Origin of the sequence: Paenibacillus sp. FSL H8-0168, from assembly GCF_038592955.1 — a bacterium.
GTDB classification, from domain to species: domain Bacteria; phylum Bacillota; class Bacilli; order Paenibacillales; family Paenibacillaceae; genus Paenibacillus; species Paenibacillus polymyxa_B.
Genome location: NZ_CP151948.1, coordinates 1,980,220 through 1,995,427 on the forward strand (window position 1 = coordinate 1,980,220; position 15,208 = coordinate 1,995,427).

14 protein-coding genes, 1 tRNA gene and 2 pseudogenes are annotated in these 15,208 nt (G+C 41.9%); 11 read left to right on the forward strand and 6 right to left on the reverse strand.

Going from position 1 to position 15,208, the window contains the following annotated elements; all coding sequences use genetic code 11:
- Window positions 1-1,140 (forward strand): carboxynorspermidine decarboxylase, encoded by a 1,140-nt coding sequence (gene nspC, locus MHI21_RS09300; protein ID WP_069079886.1) that lies wholly within the window; start codon window positions 1-3, stop codon window positions 1,138-1,140.
- A gap of 142 nt (window positions 1,141-1,282) precedes the next feature.
- On the opposite strand, the gene MHI21_RS09305 is transcribed toward nspC, so the two are convergent.
- Both MHI21_RS09305 and MHI21_RS09310 read right to left on the reverse strand, forming a co-directional pair.
- Window positions 1,283-1,783: a hypothetical protein gene (locus tag MHI21_RS09305; RefSeq protein WP_342419887.1), complete on the reverse strand. Its 501-nt coding sequence runs from the start codon at window positions 1,781-1,783 to the stop codon at window positions 1,283-1,285.
- A gap of 276 nt (window positions 1,784-2,059) precedes the next feature.
- On the reverse strand, window positions 2,060-2,578 hold the full coding sequence (locus tag MHI21_RS09310; protein ID WP_342419888.1) for a hypothetical protein: 519 nt from the start codon (window positions 2,576-2,578) through the stop codon (window positions 2,060-2,062).
- A gap of 301 nt (window positions 2,579-2,879) precedes the next feature.
- Between MHI21_RS09310 and MHI21_RS09315 the strand changes: the two genes are divergently transcribed.
- The gene (locus tag MHI21_RS09315) at window positions 2,880-3,395 is read left to right on the forward strand and encodes a hypothetical protein (RefSeq protein ID WP_342420195.1); all 516 of its coding nucleotides are present in this window, start codon (window positions 2,880-2,882) and stop codon (window positions 3,393-3,395) included.
- 70 nt (window positions 3,396-3,465) lie between these two features.
- Entirely contained in the window at window positions 3,466-3,987 is a 522-nt protein-coding gene (locus MHI21_RS09320; RefSeq protein ID WP_342419889.1) for a GNAT family N-acetyltransferase, read from the forward strand.
- 93 nt (window positions 3,988-4,080) lie between these two features.
- On the opposite strand, the gene MHI21_RS09325 is transcribed toward MHI21_RS09320, so the two are convergent.
- Window positions 4,081-4,521: an N-acetyltransferase gene (locus tag MHI21_RS09325; RefSeq protein ID WP_165175904.1), complete on the reverse strand. Its 441-nt coding sequence runs from the start codon at window positions 4,519-4,521 to the stop codon at window positions 4,081-4,083.
- Between the two features lie 377 nt (window positions 4,522-4,898).
- Between MHI21_RS09325 and MHI21_RS09330 the strand changes: the two genes are divergently transcribed.
- A tRNA-Leu gene (locus tag MHI21_RS09330) sits at window positions 4,899-4,983 on the forward strand.
- A 93-nt stretch (window positions 4,984-5,076) separates the two neighbouring features.
- Here the strand turns inward: MHI21_RS09330 and MHI21_RS09335 are convergent.
- Entirely contained in the window at window positions 5,077-5,607 is a 531-nt protein-coding gene (locus MHI21_RS09335) for an NAD(P)H-dependent oxidoreductase (RefSeq protein WP_342420196.1), read from the reverse strand.
- A 196-nt stretch (window positions 5,608-5,803) separates the two neighbouring features.
- On the opposite strand from MHI21_RS09335, the gene MHI21_RS09340 reads away from it, so the two are divergent.
- Complete coding sequence (locus MHI21_RS09340) at window positions 5,804-6,172, forward strand: helix-turn-helix domain-containing protein (RefSeq protein ID WP_342419890.1); 369 nt, start codon at window positions 5,804-5,806, stop codon at window positions 6,170-6,172.
- A gap of 156 nt (window positions 6,173-6,328) precedes the next feature.
- Window positions 6,329-7,492: an enoyl-ACP reductase FabV gene (gene fabV / locus MHI21_RS09345; protein WP_342419891.1), complete on the forward strand. Its 1,164-nt coding sequence runs from the start codon at window positions 6,329-6,331 to the stop codon at window positions 7,490-7,492.
- Between the two features lie 130 nt (window positions 7,493-7,622).
- On the opposite strand, the gene MHI21_RS09350 is transcribed toward fabV, so the two are convergent.
- Window positions 7,623-7,826 (reverse strand): hypothetical protein, encoded by a 204-nt coding sequence (locus MHI21_RS09350; protein WP_023987976.1) that lies wholly within the window; start codon window positions 7,824-7,826, stop codon window positions 7,623-7,625.
- Between the two features lie 168 nt (window positions 7,827-7,994).
- On the opposite strand from MHI21_RS09350, the gene MHI21_RS09355 reads away from it, so the two are divergent.
- The 4 genes and pseudogenes from MHI21_RS09355 to MHI21_RS09370 all read left to right on the forward strand — a co-directional run bounded on the left by MHI21_RS09355 (window position 7,995) and on the right by MHI21_RS09370 (window position 12,791).
- Complete coding sequence (locus MHI21_RS09355) at window positions 7,995-9,146, forward strand: sn-glycerol-1-phosphate dehydrogenase (protein ID WP_165175899.1); 1,152 nt, start codon at window positions 7,995-7,997, stop codon at window positions 9,144-9,146.
- Window positions 9,147-9,344: 198 nt separating this feature from the next.
- A complete protein-coding gene (locus tag MHI21_RS09360) occupies window positions 9,345-10,451 on the forward strand; it encodes a GntR family transcriptional regulator (RefSeq protein ID WP_342419892.1) in 1,107 nt (368 codons plus the stop codon).
- A gap of 349 nt (window positions 10,452-10,800) precedes the next feature.
- A pseudogene (locus MHI21_RS09365) lies at window positions 10,801-10,981 on the forward strand (class II aldolase/adducin family protein); the annotation flags it as partial.
- A 112-nt stretch (window positions 10,982-11,093) separates the two neighbouring features.
- Window positions 11,094-12,791: pseudogene (locus MHI21_RS09370) on the forward strand (ribulokinase).
- Between the two features lie 207 nt (window positions 12,792-12,998).
- Here the strand turns inward: MHI21_RS09370 and MHI21_RS09375 are convergent.
- The gene (locus MHI21_RS09375; protein ID WP_013370447.1) at window positions 12,999-13,583 is read right to left on the reverse strand and encodes a helix-turn-helix transcriptional regulator; all 585 of its coding nucleotides are present in this window, start codon (window positions 13,581-13,583) and stop codon (window positions 12,999-13,001) included.
- 503 nt (window positions 13,584-14,086) lie between these two features.
- On the opposite strand from MHI21_RS09375, the gene MHI21_RS09380 reads away from it, so the two are divergent.
- A complete protein-coding gene (locus MHI21_RS09380) occupies window positions 14,087-14,680 on the forward strand; it encodes a hypothetical protein (RefSeq protein WP_342419893.1) in 594 nt (197 codons plus the stop codon).
- Window positions 14,681-15,208: the final 528 nt, after the last annotated feature.

Sequence of the window (15,208 nt, forward strand, 5' to 3'; positions counted from 1 at the left end):
ATGAATATTGATATTACAGGACTTCCATCACCTTGTTATCTTGTTGACGAAAGACTTCTTGTCAAAAATCTTGAGGTTTTAAATTCCGTTCAAGAGCGGACAGGCTGCAGTATTTTGCTTGCTCTTAAGGGATTTTCGATGTTTTCGACCTTTCCTCTGGTTGGCAAATATTTAAAAGGCGTAACCTCCAGTTCGTTGTTCGAGGCCAGACTCGGTCGCGAAAAAATGGACAAGGAAGTTCACGTATACGCACCTGCTTATGTAGACAGTGAATTTGATGAGCTATTGGAATATGTTGACCATATTGTTTTCAACTCCTTTGATCAACTGAAACGCTACAAAAGCAGAGTGCAAGGCGTAACTTCCAAAAAAATCGACATCGGCATTCGAGTTAATCCGGAATATTCGGAAATCGAAACGCCGTTGTATGATCCTTGCTACAACAACTCCAGAATGGGTGTGACCCTGGCTAACTTTAGACCTGAGGATCTGGATGGCGTGGATGGTATTCATTTTCATACGATGTGTGAACAGAATTCAGATACGCTAGAGCGCACCATTAAAGTCGTGGATGAGAAATTCGGGCCATACATTAAGAACATGAAATGGCTCAATTTCGGCGGCGGTCACCATATTACCAGAGAAGACTATGATCTGGACACGCTGGTACGCTGTATTCAATATTTTCAGGATAAATATGGTGTGCAGGTTTATCTGGAGCCAGGCGAAGCTATTGCTTTGAATACTGGATATCTGGTGGCTACCGTATTGGATACGATGAAAAACGGAATGGATATTGCCATTCTGGATACTTCGGCTGAATGTCATATGCCTGACGTGCTGGCTATGCCATATCGCCCGAATATCATCGATGCAGGCCAGCCTGGCGAGTATGCACATACTTACAGACTTGGTGGGCTTACGTGCTTGGCTGGAGATGTGATTGGAGACTATTCCTTTAAAGAGCCATTGAAGCCGGGAGACAAGCTTGTATTCTGCGACATGGCCCATTACACGATGGTCAAAAACCACATGTTCAACGGAGTCAACCTGCCAGCCATCGCCAGCTACAACGACGAAGAAGGCATCAAGGTAATCCGTCAGTTCTCCTACGAGGACTTTAGCTCGCGTTTGTCGTAAGACTTACACAGGGGTAAAAGAACTGAGTGCACCAAATGGAATGACTGAACTACAAAAGCCTCGCCCCTTGAGAAAGGGGTGAGGCTTTTTGGCGTAGTTATGTTTTATTGATTTTTTAAACTACTAAGTAAGTTACATAATTTTAAATAGCTTCAGAAGAAACTTTATAAAAGAATGTATTTCCTGTGTAAGGTTGAAGTCCTGGCGCATCGACGACTAGGTAGTATTCCTTACCTTTTTCAAGTTCTACATCTAAAAAATAGTTACCGTCTCTTGAACGTTTAATTTTATGACCAGTACTATCGTAAACAGTCATTTCCAACCAGGAATCAGAATATCTGTCTCCCTGAATTGTAAAATGAACTTTTTGAGCTTCAAAAGCTTTAAATTTAAATACGTCAATGGCTTCCCAGACTCCGGGCACCCCCTCTTTACCAAGGGTTCCAATGACAGCATCACCAATAAAATAATAGTTAGCTTGCTCAAACCAATCATTTGGCTCCTGTTCATTATATTCAAGTGCAGAGGCAAGTGTTGATTCCTTTGCTACGGGTATAGAATTTGCTTCTTCGGCTAAAGCGACACTGGCAGTAGTACTCAGCATAAGTGTAAGACCTAATGAAGCTAACAACGTTTTTTTCATGAAATAAAACACCTCTCTTTTTAGGGGTTATATTCTTATATGAATATATGAGTAATTTTTTCTGAATTATTTATATATATCATTCAATAGAAAAAGGATATACACAAAATAAGTAGAAGGTACAAACGAGCCATAAGACGAAGAAGATATGAACGTAAAATCGTCAGTTCTTCTACGACGATATAGCTATATTTGCCGTAAGATAATAGGGGTTCAAAGATGTGAAAACGTGGACCCAGTAAAAAGGATCGCGTTTTTTGTTATGCTTCAACTTTACTAATTGATTTGTTTAATTGTGGAAGAAACTCTATAGTCGAACAATTGACCAACATCGGCATCAGTTGCTTCTACTAACAAGTAGTAAGTCTCTCCAGCTTTAAGATTTAAACCTAAACGGTATTGACGTTCTTCTGCACTTCTTTTGACGCTTCCTTTACTATCAGCCACACTAAGCCTCATCCATGCTTTGGGATATATTTCTCCTTGAATATTAAATTCGTAGAATCCAGACTGAGAAGCTGTAAACTTATAATAATCGACAAAGTCATAATAGCCTGCATATCCTCCAGGAATTTTTCTTCCTAAGCTCCCATAGATATCGATTCCATCCCCTACTGTTATTTCACTGGTAATTTCATCAAACCAGTTATTAGGCTCTGTGTCGGCGTACCATGAATTAGAAGGCTGGATAGATTCCTTTTGTAATGCGGGTGCTGCTTCTTGAGCAGATGCAACGGCGGTGGATGTGCTTAATAGAAGTGCAAGACCTAGTGTGGAAAAAACTAATTTTTTCATTTAATAATCTCTTCCCTTCTTTTATTTTGGGATTTATATGAATATGTATAACCAATCCCATCCAGTATTATATAGTATATTCCAATACATTGGAACGTAAAAAGGATAATAATCAAAAAAATATATTTTTTTGTCACAATTATGTGTTTTTACAAATTTATTCACTAAACTTCGACATAAGAATTGACCAATTTACTTTATACTATAAAGTTCCATCTTAATATGATTTCGTGAAAAGTGGCATCCTATTTTAGGAGTAACAGAAGCTATGTTATACTCCATAATTGGAGGTGAAAAATATATGTTCGACCCGACGGTTTTTGATAATTTAAAAGTGGCCATGGAAAATACAGTATACGATCTGGATAATTTGGATTCACGTATTGACATTACACAGCGAATCGACAGATTGGAAATGTCTGTGATGTCACGTGAATTTGCTATCCAATTCAGACTGAGAGAACACCCGAGTGTGACAGCAGAGATTCAACTGAAGGCGGATTTAAACAACTTGGCTGCGGAAATTTTGGAAATCAAAGATCAAACTCCGGGATGTGTCTTGTTGCTAAGTTTTTACATGGAAATTCGTGAGATTGAGTCACAATGTAGCCGGATTGAAAATATACTGACCGAAATTTGGAAGCCCGATCTTGGACCGGTACAAACGCTTAGTCAGATTTACGGAGAGAAGACATCTACATACCAAAATAGGATTGAACTCCGATTTTCCAGACAAATTAACGAAGATCAGATGGAAGACATTCCAGAGCTGTTGGAACACATATTGCTGACGCTTATGGAATTAAACAAGGTCTAAAGGGTTAGAGCCCTAATGCAAATGACATTAGTAGACCAACAAGTTAACGTTAGAGGAGTTGAAAGTATAAATGAATGAACTTGAATTCTCTCAAGTATATGCGATTATGGAGGCTTCTTTTCCTGAAACGGAATGCAGGACATTCGAGTCACAGAGGGCTCTGCTTCATCATCCATGTTATCGTTTACTTACCCAAAAGGACGAACAAGGGCAAACAATTGCTTTTTTGGCGGGATGGGAGTTTACAGATTTTCGGTTTGTAGAGCATATTGCCGTAGATTCGGCTATACGAGGTGGCGGGTTAGGTAAAGAGCTTATGAGCAAGTTTATTTCACAGTCCGGTAAACCGGTAGTACTGGAGGTTGAGCCACCAGTGGATGAATGGACTCGGAGAAGAATTGGTTTTTATGAACGTTTGGGGTTTCATCTGAACCATTTTGACTATGTACAGCCTCCTTTAAGAGAAGGACAGGCTGATCTGCGGCTTCAAATAATGAGCTATCCAGGTGCGCTGGCTGAACAGGATTTTGCTCCGTTTAAAGAGATTCTATATGCCGAGGTTTATGGCTTAAATAGGAGACTAGACACTTAGTTGTAATAGATAAAAGTAAAAGGCTCTGCTTACGCCGTATTTCTACGGGAGCAGAGCCTTTGTACTACTAGGCTAAAGGTGCTAGGTGCTTCATTATCGTTCATGTTTTGTCCATACCATTACAAATTCTTTCTCGTCAGTTTCGGCATCAACAGATTCCGCTTGAATGGTAAATCCATTTTTAGTATAGAAGTTAAATGCTTTCGTGTTCGACTGGTATACCTTTAATTGAATCTCATCATGTTGCTTCTTGATCCAATCTAGTAGTAACTTGCCATAGCCTTTTCTTTGAGAATCAACACGTATAAACAGAGCCGCCAAGTATCCATCCAACATGGAGACGAAGCCGCCAATGCTATGATCATCTTGTATGATAACGTAGTTTTGAGCGAGAGGAAGGTACCTGTTTTCCATCTCGGTAACTTGTGATGCCCAATACTGCGGAGCAATAAAATGATGGGCTTCTATGGAAGCATCTAGCCAGATGGCTGCCAACTCGTTGAGCTCTTCCACATTTGCGGGTCTAATCGACATCGTATCTCCTCTTTCACAGTGCAGTATGTAATCTTATAGATGATGCTGAAATAAAAAAGACCGTCCGAGGACGGTCTTTCTACCCGTGGCGCTTATTTAAAGCTTTGATCCGTATCCCGCGCCTCCGTCAACTCTGTAAATTAGAGAATAACGGACCGGGTAAGGGATACGCTCAACATGTGATTATTGATGTTGACGCACCTCCTTTCCTGATGGACCCATTTTACCATATCTGGTTTGTGATATCCAGTGATTTTCTTATATTTACGGAAATGATTCATAGAAAATATAATATAAAAATAGCTTGATTTTATGTTCTATGGAAGATATAATCTAAATTACCGTGATTGAAAAACATCGGTGTGAATACATAATATGCGGTCGTGGCGGAATTGGCAGACGCGCACGGTTCAGGTCCGTGTGGGCTAACCCCCCGTGGAGGTTCGAGTCCTCTCGACCGCATCATAGCCTAACATTTACAGGTTCTTGGATTGGCTGGATGCCACCAAGAGCCTGTTTTTATATGGTTAAGCTGCGCGTACCATTATAACTATTTTATTTATACTGAAATATATATTTAATATAGTCTTTTGCACTCTGATCAATGTCTTCGTCGCTTGCTTGAAACGAGGCTCCGAAGACAGCGAAATAGGGTAATGTTATGGCGCCAACATGCACTGCGCTTGCCTTAAAAGGTGCTATAACTTCATCTACAGTAAAAGAAACGGAACCAGTAGGTAAGTAATTTTCTTTTTTATCGCCAATGGACATGGCTATCCCTAGCTTCTTTCCTTTTAACTTATCACCCTTTGAACCATAAGCCCATCCATGGGTAAAAACATCATCGAACCACTTTTTTAATAAAGGAGGGTAACTATACCAATACAAAGGGAATTGAAATATGACATTATCGTATGCTTCAAGTAGCTGTTGTTCTTTCAAAACATCAATGCTCCAGTTTGGATACTCTTTATAAATCTCATGAATTGTAATTTCATTGGTATATTGAAGTAATTCTTGTTTCCATCTTTGATTTACTCTAGAATCTTCAATATTGGGATGAGCTAAAATCACAAGAGTTTTCATCATAAATCACCTTTCTTACGTAACATATTTGCCTTTGTAGATGCTCTATTATTATTCTGTATGCTTCAAAAAAGTAAATACACACAATAAAGTAAGATAGTTACTTGAAAGTATGCATTAGACTTAAAGTGAAGATATGCGATTATAGAATTAATTAGATAAACTTTGTTATTTTTAGCGTTGAAGAGGTGGTACTATGAAACAATATAATTTAGGCATAGAAGCAACACTTGAGATCATCGGAGGTAAATGGAAATCATTAATCATATGTTTATTAATGTCTGGTAGAAAAAGGACAAGTGAATTACAGCGTAGTATTTCAGGCATTTCTCAAAAGGTTCTTATACAGCAACTTCGCGAACTTGAAAAGGATGGTATCATAGGTAGACATGTGTATAATCAAATGCCTCCAAAAGTGGAGTATTATATAACGGAATATGGAATTACAGCAAATGAAATTATTGACTTAATGTGTTCTTGGGGAAGGGCTAATATCCAAATAAGACAACAGCAAGGAGAAGATGTGATGTTGTTAGAAAATGATTCAAAATCAATAGTGGAGTAAAAAAGCGTTGCAGACTATGATGTTTACGGTAGTTTTCTTCGGCTGTCTTCAAGTGTTATGTTATGTGTTGAGCCGCAAGCTGATTTGCTATATAGTTATGACTGGACAACCATTACATCCATATTAAATGAATGCTAAAGTAGGGGGACCCTTGCAATGATTATTAAACCGAAAATCCGTGGTTTTATATGTACGACTGCACATCCTGCAGGATGCGCGGCTCATGTTAACCGTCAGATCAACTACATCAAAGAAAGCACATCAATACAAGGAGCTAAAAAGGTGCTTGTGATCGGAGCATCTACTGGATACGGGCTGGCTTCTCGTATTGCTGCGAGCTTCGGTCTGGGAGCGGACACCATAGGGGTATCCTATGAACGTCCTGCATCAGAGGGGCGCACGGCTTCAGCAGGCTGGTATAATACGGTAGCCTTTGAAAGAGCGGCCAGAGCAGCTGGCTACATAGCAGAAAGCATTAATGGAGATGCTTTTTCTCATGAAATTAAGCAGGAGACGTTGAAGCTGGTAAAGGAAAAGCTGGGCAAGGTAGACCTGATTGTATATAGTGTCGCTTCACCGCGACGGACACATCCCGAAACGGGTGAGACCTTTAATTCCGTTCTCAAGCCTATCGGACAGTCTTTTTCTAATAAAACAGTGAATACGAATACAGGTGTCGTATCAGAAATTACGCTAGAACCGGCTACGCAGGAGGAAATTGAGAACACCATTACGGTAATGGGTGGCGAAGATTGGTCCTTGTGGCTGAAAGCGTTGGAAGAAGCTGATCTGCTGGCTGAAGGGGTAACCACACTGGCTTACTCGTATATTGGTCCCGAAATTACGGAGGCTATCTATCGTAAAGGAACCATTGGCCAAGCTAAAAATGATTTGGAAGCTACAGCACATACTTTAACAAGGCAATTGGAGCGTTATCATGGAAAAGCTTACGTTTCTGTGAATAAAGCTTTGGTTACACAATCCAGTTCGGCTATTCCAGTCGTACCTTTGTATATTTCTTTGCTGTTTAAGGTCATGAAGGAAAAGGGACTGCACGAGGGATGTATTGAGCAGGCACAACGTCTGTTCGAGACGCTATACAGTGGGTCCACTGTGGAAACGGATGAAGAAGGACGCATCCGTCTGGATAACTGGGAAATGAGAGACGATGTGCAGCAGGCTGTCAAAGCGGCTTGGTCCGAAATCACTACAGAAAATGTATCTGAATTGGGTGATCTCGAACAATACCGTCTGGATTTCCTCCAATTATTTGGATTCGGGTTTGATGAAATTGATTATGAATTAGACGTTAATCCATAGGTTGATACACTTTCATAAGTGATATTTGTAAAACAAAAACGGGTACTCTCAAGCGATGCAATTGCTTAAGAGACCCGTTTTTTATGTATATTGGCAAAAAACAAGTTGCACTCGTTTTCACTAACGGCATTTATCGAGAATTAGATGTGGAAAGTGACTTACGGTGCAGTAAGCGAAAAACGGCAATGGTAATGACAATCCCCGCAACGCCAAAGACTGCAACAGAAGTCAGAGCTCGATAGGCTTGCCAGCCGAACAAAAATGCAATACCACTGCCAAACGTTGTACCTGCCAGTAAACCAAGTGCGCAGGCAATATCCGTTCCAAATTTCATAAACATGTTCCTTTCGAATGTATAAATTAAAAAGCAACTTGTACTTTTTCGCTGGACTTGGACATACACTTGTGCGTACAATTAAATAGTAATCGTTTTCAAACGGAATCTATTAATCATTATGGATCATTCTTGTGCAAATTATTCCTTTTTCAGGAGGTAGATGAAATGAATATGAATGAGCAGATCAAGCTGTGGAACGAAGAGGCGCAGGCTAGTAACGCTGATCATCCTCATCGAAAGGTTGAATTGTTTATTGAGGTACGGGATGGAGCACTGGAGTCTGTTGTTCCTTATCTGAACCAACAGGATTATCGTCATGTAACTCTGATAGAAGATGAGCATACTTCGGCGGCGGCTGGAACAAAAGTGGCTGAGCTGATTCGTGAGGCAGGTTTGACAGTTGATGTCGTCCGCTTACCTCCGAATGCTGTAGGGGATGTTATTGCTGATGAAACCTACATTATGAAGGTGCTGCTGGGTGTGGCGGATAAGAGTCAGGCTGTACTTGCTGTAGGCTCCGGCACGATTCATGATCTGGTTCGCTTCGTATGTTATAAAATGAATCGTCCGTTCTTGTCAGTACCGACGGCTGCTTCGGTGGATGGTTTTACCTCCGCAGGCGCACCACTAATTGTGGATGGCAGCAAGCAGACATTCCAAGCAGTTCCGCCAGAGGCGATCTTTGCTGATTTGTCCGTGCTGGCAAATGCGCCACAGACAATGACTGCGGCCGGTTTTGGCGATATGCTTGGTAAGTTCACCTCACTAGCGGACTGGCATGTTTCCAGAGATTTGGGAAACGAGCCATTTTCACCTGTGGCTAATCGCATTACTGAGGAGGCTCTGCGTGACTGTGTAGAACATGTCGATGAGATTGCGGCAGGTAGCAAGGCTGGGGTCGAGGTATTGATGAATGCGCTGATTGCATCCGGTATTTCGATGCTGATGATAGATCATTCTCGTCCAGCGTCAGGGGGAGAGCACCATATTTCCCACCGAATTGAAATGGATTTTATCGCAGAGGGACGCAAGCAAGTTTTGCATGGTGCCAAAGTGGGCGTAGCATCCGCATTGCTGTCTGACCTGTACAGGGATTTAGCAGCCAGTCAGGATGAAGAGGCATTTAAGGTGTATCGGGAATTGCCTACGTCGGAGCAGATGCGCGCATGGCTGGCTCAGGTCGGAGGCCCATCTACCATTGCCGAGCTCGGGGTTACGGAGGAACAGCTCGCTCGTGCATTGCGCACGGCTCATACCTTGCGTGATCGCTATACTGGACTCAAGTATATGAATGAACATCAATTGCTTCGTTCGTAATGTGTAACATCTACACAAATTGTCCTTAGATATTCGGCCAGTTAATGTGTGGCAAGGAAGGGATAAGCGAATGGGTTTACACCTCCGGCAGCAATACGACGATATCCTGTTCCTGTAACATTTGTATGTACAAATGAACGGTATGCTATAATCGTGGAATATGAACAGGTACACGATATTGCAAGTACGGAGGAAATTATGGCGCCCAAATATATACAAGTTAAACAGGAAATTTTGTCATGGATTCATTCATCTAAACTGGAACCACAAAGCCAGCTTCCATCTGAGCATGAAATGTCTGAACAATTTGCCGTTAGTCGGCAAACGGTGCGTCAGGCGCTGGGTGAGCTGGTGCAGGAAGGCTGGCTGTTTCGGATGCAGGGCAAGGGAACCTTTGTCGCGACACGGGACAGCAAGCAGCCCGAAGATCCAAAGACGATTGGAGTCATTACAACCTATATATCGGATTATATTTTCCCATCCATTGTACAGGGAATTGAATCTAAATTGAGTCGTCAGGGCTATAAGATGCTGCTGTCAAGCACAGGTAATGACCCTGAGCAAGAAAGTCAGTGCCTGGAAATGCTATTGAGTCAACCGCTGAGCGGAATTATTATCGAACCGACCAAAAGTGGAGAACGTAACCCCAATCTGAACTATTATTTAACCGTGGAAAATCGCCAAATTCCTTATTTGATGATCAATGCGCGTTATGAGGAAATGGATGCGCCATGTCTGCGGGTAGATGATGAAAAGGGTGGTTTTTTGGCGGCCGAGCATCTGATTAAGCTGGGACATCGACGCTTGGCTGGGTTTTTCAAAACCGATGATATGCAGGGGATTCTTCGTATGAAGGGATTTTTGGCCGCTCACCGCAAATATGGAGTGACATTACACCCGAACGCAGTAACGACTTACCGGACAGAAGAAAAAAATGAGATTCCGCTACAACGTGCGTCTAGGCTGCTGGCGATGGAGGCGGGTGAGCGTCCTACTGGCTGGGTGACCTATAATGATGAGTTGGCTGTTCGACTCCTGGATATTGTACGTTCGGTGGGCCTGAACATTCCCAATGATCTATCGTTGGTTGGGTTTGATGATTCATTTTTGGCGACAGCAACGGAAATCAAGCTAACGACAATTCGGCATCCAAAGGAAGAGTTGGGGTTACGTGCTGCCGATACCATGCTGTCGATGATTGAAGAGAAGGGGTACCATGAAGAAGATCGTCAGTTAATTCTACCTCCTGAGCTCATCGTTCGTGAATCTACGGGGCCTGTCCAGGTCATGCCTGGAGAACACTAGGCTGGAAGATCAGTCGGTTTTATTTCTTAACATGTAAGGACAAGTTAGTAAGTATACAGCTTTAACGCTTAATATTTGATGGCATGTTTCTCGTCATACCGAACAGTCTGTTTTCTGGATTGCAGAAATAGGCTGTTTTTGTTATATTTTTTCTGAAAATGAGTACATAAATCTATCGAGAAAATACATAAAAAAAGACTAGCTAAGTTGTACGTACAATCATATAATGAAAGCGGAACCAAGGATAAAGGGTCGTTAAGACCTTCCTGTAATTTTCCATTTGAAGTTAGTTTCAGTCACCTCCTCCATTGCAGATTTCAGAAATGATAGTAAAAGGTGTGTCTTATACATATTAGAACAATTGAAAAAGGAAGTATGGAAGGCCAATTTGGCTCTTCCAAGGCGTGGCCTATGAAGAACTGAAAGCGGAGCAACTGGTTGTACTGATTCTACAAGACGATATTGTTGAGGTTGACCTTCGGCCTTCGTCAGATACGCCTACACATCATCTGGCATTGTACCGTTCTTTCGTTCGGAATCCAGAATTCACCTTAGTGGATCTGGCGCTGCTGGGTAAGCATTTTCTGCACAAGCATGGGCGAATGCTTATTATGGTCAAACGAAAAAGGAGGAGGCACACAAATGAGCAAGTATACAATTGGTGTCGATTATGGAACGGAGTCCGGCCGTGCGGTTATTGTTGACCTGTCTGACGGAGCTGAAATTGCTACACATGTAACACCTTACCGTCATGGAGTTATGGATGAAGTGCTGCCTGGTAGCGGACGCAAATTGGAAATGGATTGGGCGCTGGAACATCCGGCTGATTATATTGAAGTGCTGACTATTTCTATACCTGCCGTTATGAAGGAGACTGGCATTTCTCCAGACGATATCATCGGGATCGGAATTGATTTTACAGCATGCACGATGCTGCCGATTGACGCGCAGGGACAACCGTTGTGCTTTGACGAGAACCTGAAAGATAACCCGCATAGTTGGGTGAAACTGTGGAAGCATCATGCAGCACAGGATGAAGCGGACCGTTTAAATGCCATTGCCTCGCAGCGAGGAGAGGTGTTTCTGCCCCGCTATGGAGGGAAAATTTCTTCCGAATGGATGATCGCAAAAATTTGGCAAACTCTGAACGAGGCACCGGACATTTATAATCAAACAGACCTCTTTGTAGAAGCGACCGACTGGGTAATTTCCCAGCTTAGCGGGGAACTGAAACGGAATCAGTGTACAGCTGGGTACAAGTCTATTTACCATCATCGCTAGGGTTATCCGGATCGTGAATTTTTCAAAGCGCTCGATCCGCGTTTAGAAAATTTAACGGATACAAAGCTGCGCGGTGAGATTTATGATTTGGGTGCCCGTGCGGGTGGATTAACAGAGGATATGGCTGCAAAACTCGGACTGAATCCGGGAACGGCAGTAGCGGTAGGCAATGTGGATGCACATGCGGCTGTTCCGGCAGTAGGCGTCGTCACACCAGGCAAGCTGGTGATGGCGATGGGAACTTCCATTTGCCATATGCTCCTCGGTAAGGAAGAAAAAGAAGTAGAGGGTATGTGTGGCGTTGTAGAGAACGGAATTATTCCGGGCTATTACGGGTATGAGGCTGGACAATCGGCGGTAGGAGACATTTTCGCATGGTTTGTGGATCATGCTGTTCCGGGCGAAGTGAAGGAGCAGGCAGCTACGGAAGGTGTGAACGTCCATGTATGGCTGGAGCGTAAAGCGGCTGAATATAAACCGGGCGAAACCGGATTGCTGGCCCTGGATTGGTGGAACGGTAACCGTTCTCTGTTGGTCGACACCAACCTGACGGGGCTGATTGTCGGGTATACGTTGCTGACGAAGCCAGAGGAAGTGTATCGTACATTGCTGGAAGCAACTGCGTTCGGAACACGTAAAATTATCGATGCGTTCCATCATAACGGCGTGCCAGTAGACGTATTGTATGCGTGCGGTGGATTGCCGCAGAAAAATCGTCTTTTGATGCAAATTTATGCGGATGTAACCGGACGTGAGATTAAGGTGGCGGCTTCCACCCAAACTCCTGCATTGGGTGCGGCCATGTTCGCAGCAGTGGCTGCGGGAGTTGAAGCTGGAGGGTACAACGATATCGTCGAAGCAGCGCTTCATATGGCTCGTGTACGGGACGAGAGCTTCAAGCCGATCCCTGAGAACGCGGCCGTGTATGATAAGCTGTACGAGGAATACAGCCGTCTTCACGACTACTTTGGACGTGGAGGCAACCCGGTGATGAAAAAGCTAAAGACCATCAAGGAAGAAGCCAGATGTTCAACTGAAACGGCAAGCATTTATTTTTAAGAAGCTGACAAAATATAAGCAAGAAGTATTTAAAACTCTGTTATCTAAAAAGCACAGTACACCGAGGAATCGGCAGACTGTGCTTTTTTTTGCATTTTATATTCTGTGAATTACATGATGTGAAAGTCTCAGTGGATGAAAGATGGTAATGCGTTCCTTTCAAAGACTTTCATGAAAATTACAATCGTTTCGTTTTTACGGACATTTTTACTTTTTCAGCATGGCATCAGCAAACAAAATGGATTTTGGAATACGGAAAAACTGTTCCGCCTGATCCTGGAAGGTTTGCGAAGGAACGGTACCCTGATGCAACCATTTCCGAAATGTACCGGGGTGAACGCCAATCCAATGACTCACATCGGTCACCGAAATATCATGTACCATGCATAGACCCGCCAAGATCCGATTTTTAACCGGAGAACGAGTCACAGTCCGTTTCATAAAACGGGACGGCGATGGTTGACAGATGAGTGGTGAACGCCGGACAACCTCTTCATTAAATAGAATATGGTGCGGATAACCAAGTGTATTACACGTCTTTTCCAGATTAGTGTTGCCGGGAATGCGTCCTTCATATACCCACGCACTGACACTACGGGAGGAAATGGAAAGCTCCTCGGCAAGTTGGGACAGTTTAATGTCATTAGCCATCAAAACGGCAAGCAAAACGCGATTGCGCACTTGACAGCGTGTTGGTTTACGAAAACGTTTGACACGCACGCCTTTTCCCAAATATTTGCGATTGATCAGAGACCACGCCTGAATGGAATGTTTATCTTGTTGTTTAGGCATATACCCTCCGATTTTTTTTAACCACATACTACTATACCCGAAGGGGGCTTTGCAAGTGACTCCTCTCCTGATTTTCTTTTAATCCCATGGGCTTAACCGGTTTATGGAAAATAAGGTCCATTTGGCCTATAAAAATGGAAGTTTAAGGTGTCGATATATTAAATTGTGACATTTTTTATGGAAATGAAGGTAATATGTTCTTCTCTTATGATTGTAAGGATTATAGTGACTAATAAAAATGTCATTACAATTAATCCTGCAGTACCTTCACTAGGTAAATATGGTTTAAGTGATAGGAACTATACTGCAAGAGCAACGAATTATGTAGTTACGGACGAAATTTTGAACAAGACTTTGGGTGAAGTAGGCACTGGAAAAACGGTTTACTTACCTACGCAGTATAAAATTAAGTGGTGGCACTCTAAAGCATATAAGGCTTGGTAAATGGTCAGAAACCATAAAATGGACTCCGTAATAAATGCTTTGAAGGAGAAGAGGTATAAATGAAAGTGAAAAAAACATTGTTATATCTAAGTATTCCGTTGTTGTTGATATTTGCAATCATATTGTTCATTGCTTTACCTTGGCTTCTAATATTCATAGGGAATCAATTAGAACCTAATCCTTCACACCCTGAAATCACATATGGGAAATTTCCATTTCGTTTGGAATATGAAATTAACGGGCAACGAAAGGTTATTCAAGATACGTTAATATGCGAATATGATGGCATTGGTTCAAATGAAGCTAGCGGCAAATATCGTAAGTGGAAGGAAAGATTAGCCGGTGGAGATAGATTACTACCGGTGCTAGAAGTCAATAGCAGAATAGAAATATCCTATTATCCAGGGATTGCAGAGTACTATATGGGTGATTTGGATAGCACTGACGAGTATCAGCAAACCGTTGCTGACTCTATATTTATTGAACAAGAAGGCATTATCATTAAAAAAGATGGAAGGGTTTTTGAAAATGATGGAAGGACTATTAACACTCAATTTTCCAATTCAAATGAATTACTTGATAAGTACCGTATTAAACTGATAAGCTGGGACTCTACTCCACCAATCAAGGATAATTTTCCTGAGGCCAAATAATAAGGAAGATGAAAAATTCCTTTTTTCGAGAAGGGGCTTTATTAGACCACAAATGAGACTAATTCTCGCTTGTTTTGCAATAACCAGTTTTCAACGCGTGTATATTATGTCATTATCAAAGCTGCAAAGGACGACTATACAAGTAACTTAAAACTAAATTATAAAGCACTTGAAATTCCTTATAGTGATTTCAGGTGCTTTTTTTTGCGTCTCCGTATAATTCTATAAATCTAGTAACCTAACTATGACATTTGGCGAGATAAAACATCTTAGCTGGAGAAGGTATCCAATCCATATCATTACTCGGTTGAGCTATGGGGCAGCACCACAGAACTTCAATATTTGCGAGCCATGTACTAAAATCAATAAATTTATTATATTTTTTTATTGAAACATTACTGGTAAAATCTATTCGATTAATTTGGTGATACTAATACAAGACTCAAATCAACTGACTAATGGAGATTATTCTACTATATGGTTTCCTATTGTAATTTTTATTCTTTTTATAAATAATTTTTGAATAGG

Coding starts and splice junctions, on each gene's coding strand:
- nspC (WP_069079886.1), top strand. CDS start 1: ATGAATATTGATATTACAGGACTTCCATCACCTTGTTATCTTGTTGAC.
- MHI21_RS09305 (WP_342419887.1), bottom strand. CDS start 1,783: ATGAAAAAAACGTTGTTAGCTTCATTAGGTCTTACACTTATGCTGAGT.
- MHI21_RS09310 (WP_342419888.1), bottom strand. CDS start 2,578: ATGAAAAAATTAGTTTTTTCCACACTAGGTCTTGCACTTCTATTAAGC.
- MHI21_RS09315 (WP_342420195.1), top strand. CDS start 2,880: ATGTTCGACCCGACGGTTTTTGATAATTTAAAAGTGGCCATGGAAAAT.
- MHI21_RS09320 (WP_342419889.1), top strand. CDS start 3,466: ATGAATGAACTTGAATTCTCTCAAGTATATGCGATTATGGAGGCTTCT.
- MHI21_RS09325 (WP_165175904.1), bottom strand. CDS start 4,521: ATGTCGATTAGACCCGCAAATGTGGAAGAGCTCAACGAGTTGGCAGCC.
- MHI21_RS09335 (WP_342420196.1), bottom strand. CDS start 5,607: ATGAAAACTCTTGTGATTTTAGCTCATCCCAATATTGAAGATTCTAGA.
- MHI21_RS09340 (WP_342419890.1), top strand. CDS start 5,804: ATGAAACAATATAATTTAGGCATAGAAGCAACACTTGAGATCATCGGA.
- fabV (WP_342419891.1), top strand. CDS start 6,329: ATGATTATTAAACCGAAAATCCGTGGTTTTATATGTACGACTGCACAT.
- MHI21_RS09350 (WP_023987976.1), bottom strand. CDS start 7,826: ATGAAATTTGGAACGGATATTGCCTGCGCACTTGGTTTACTGGCAGGT.
- MHI21_RS09355 (WP_165175899.1), top strand. CDS start 7,995: ATGAATATGAATGAGCAGATCAAGCTGTGGAACGAAGAGGCGCAGGCT.
- MHI21_RS09360 (WP_342419892.1), top strand. CDS start 9,345: ATGGCGCCCAAATATATACAAGTTAAACAGGAAATTTTGTCATGGATT.
- MHI21_RS09375 (WP_013370447.1), bottom strand. CDS start 13,583: ATGCCTAAACAACAAGATAAACATTCCATTCAGGCGTGGTCTCTGATC.
- MHI21_RS09380 (WP_342419893.1), top strand. CDS start 14,087: ATGAAAGTGAAAAAAACATTGTTATATCTAAGTATTCCGTTGTTGTTG.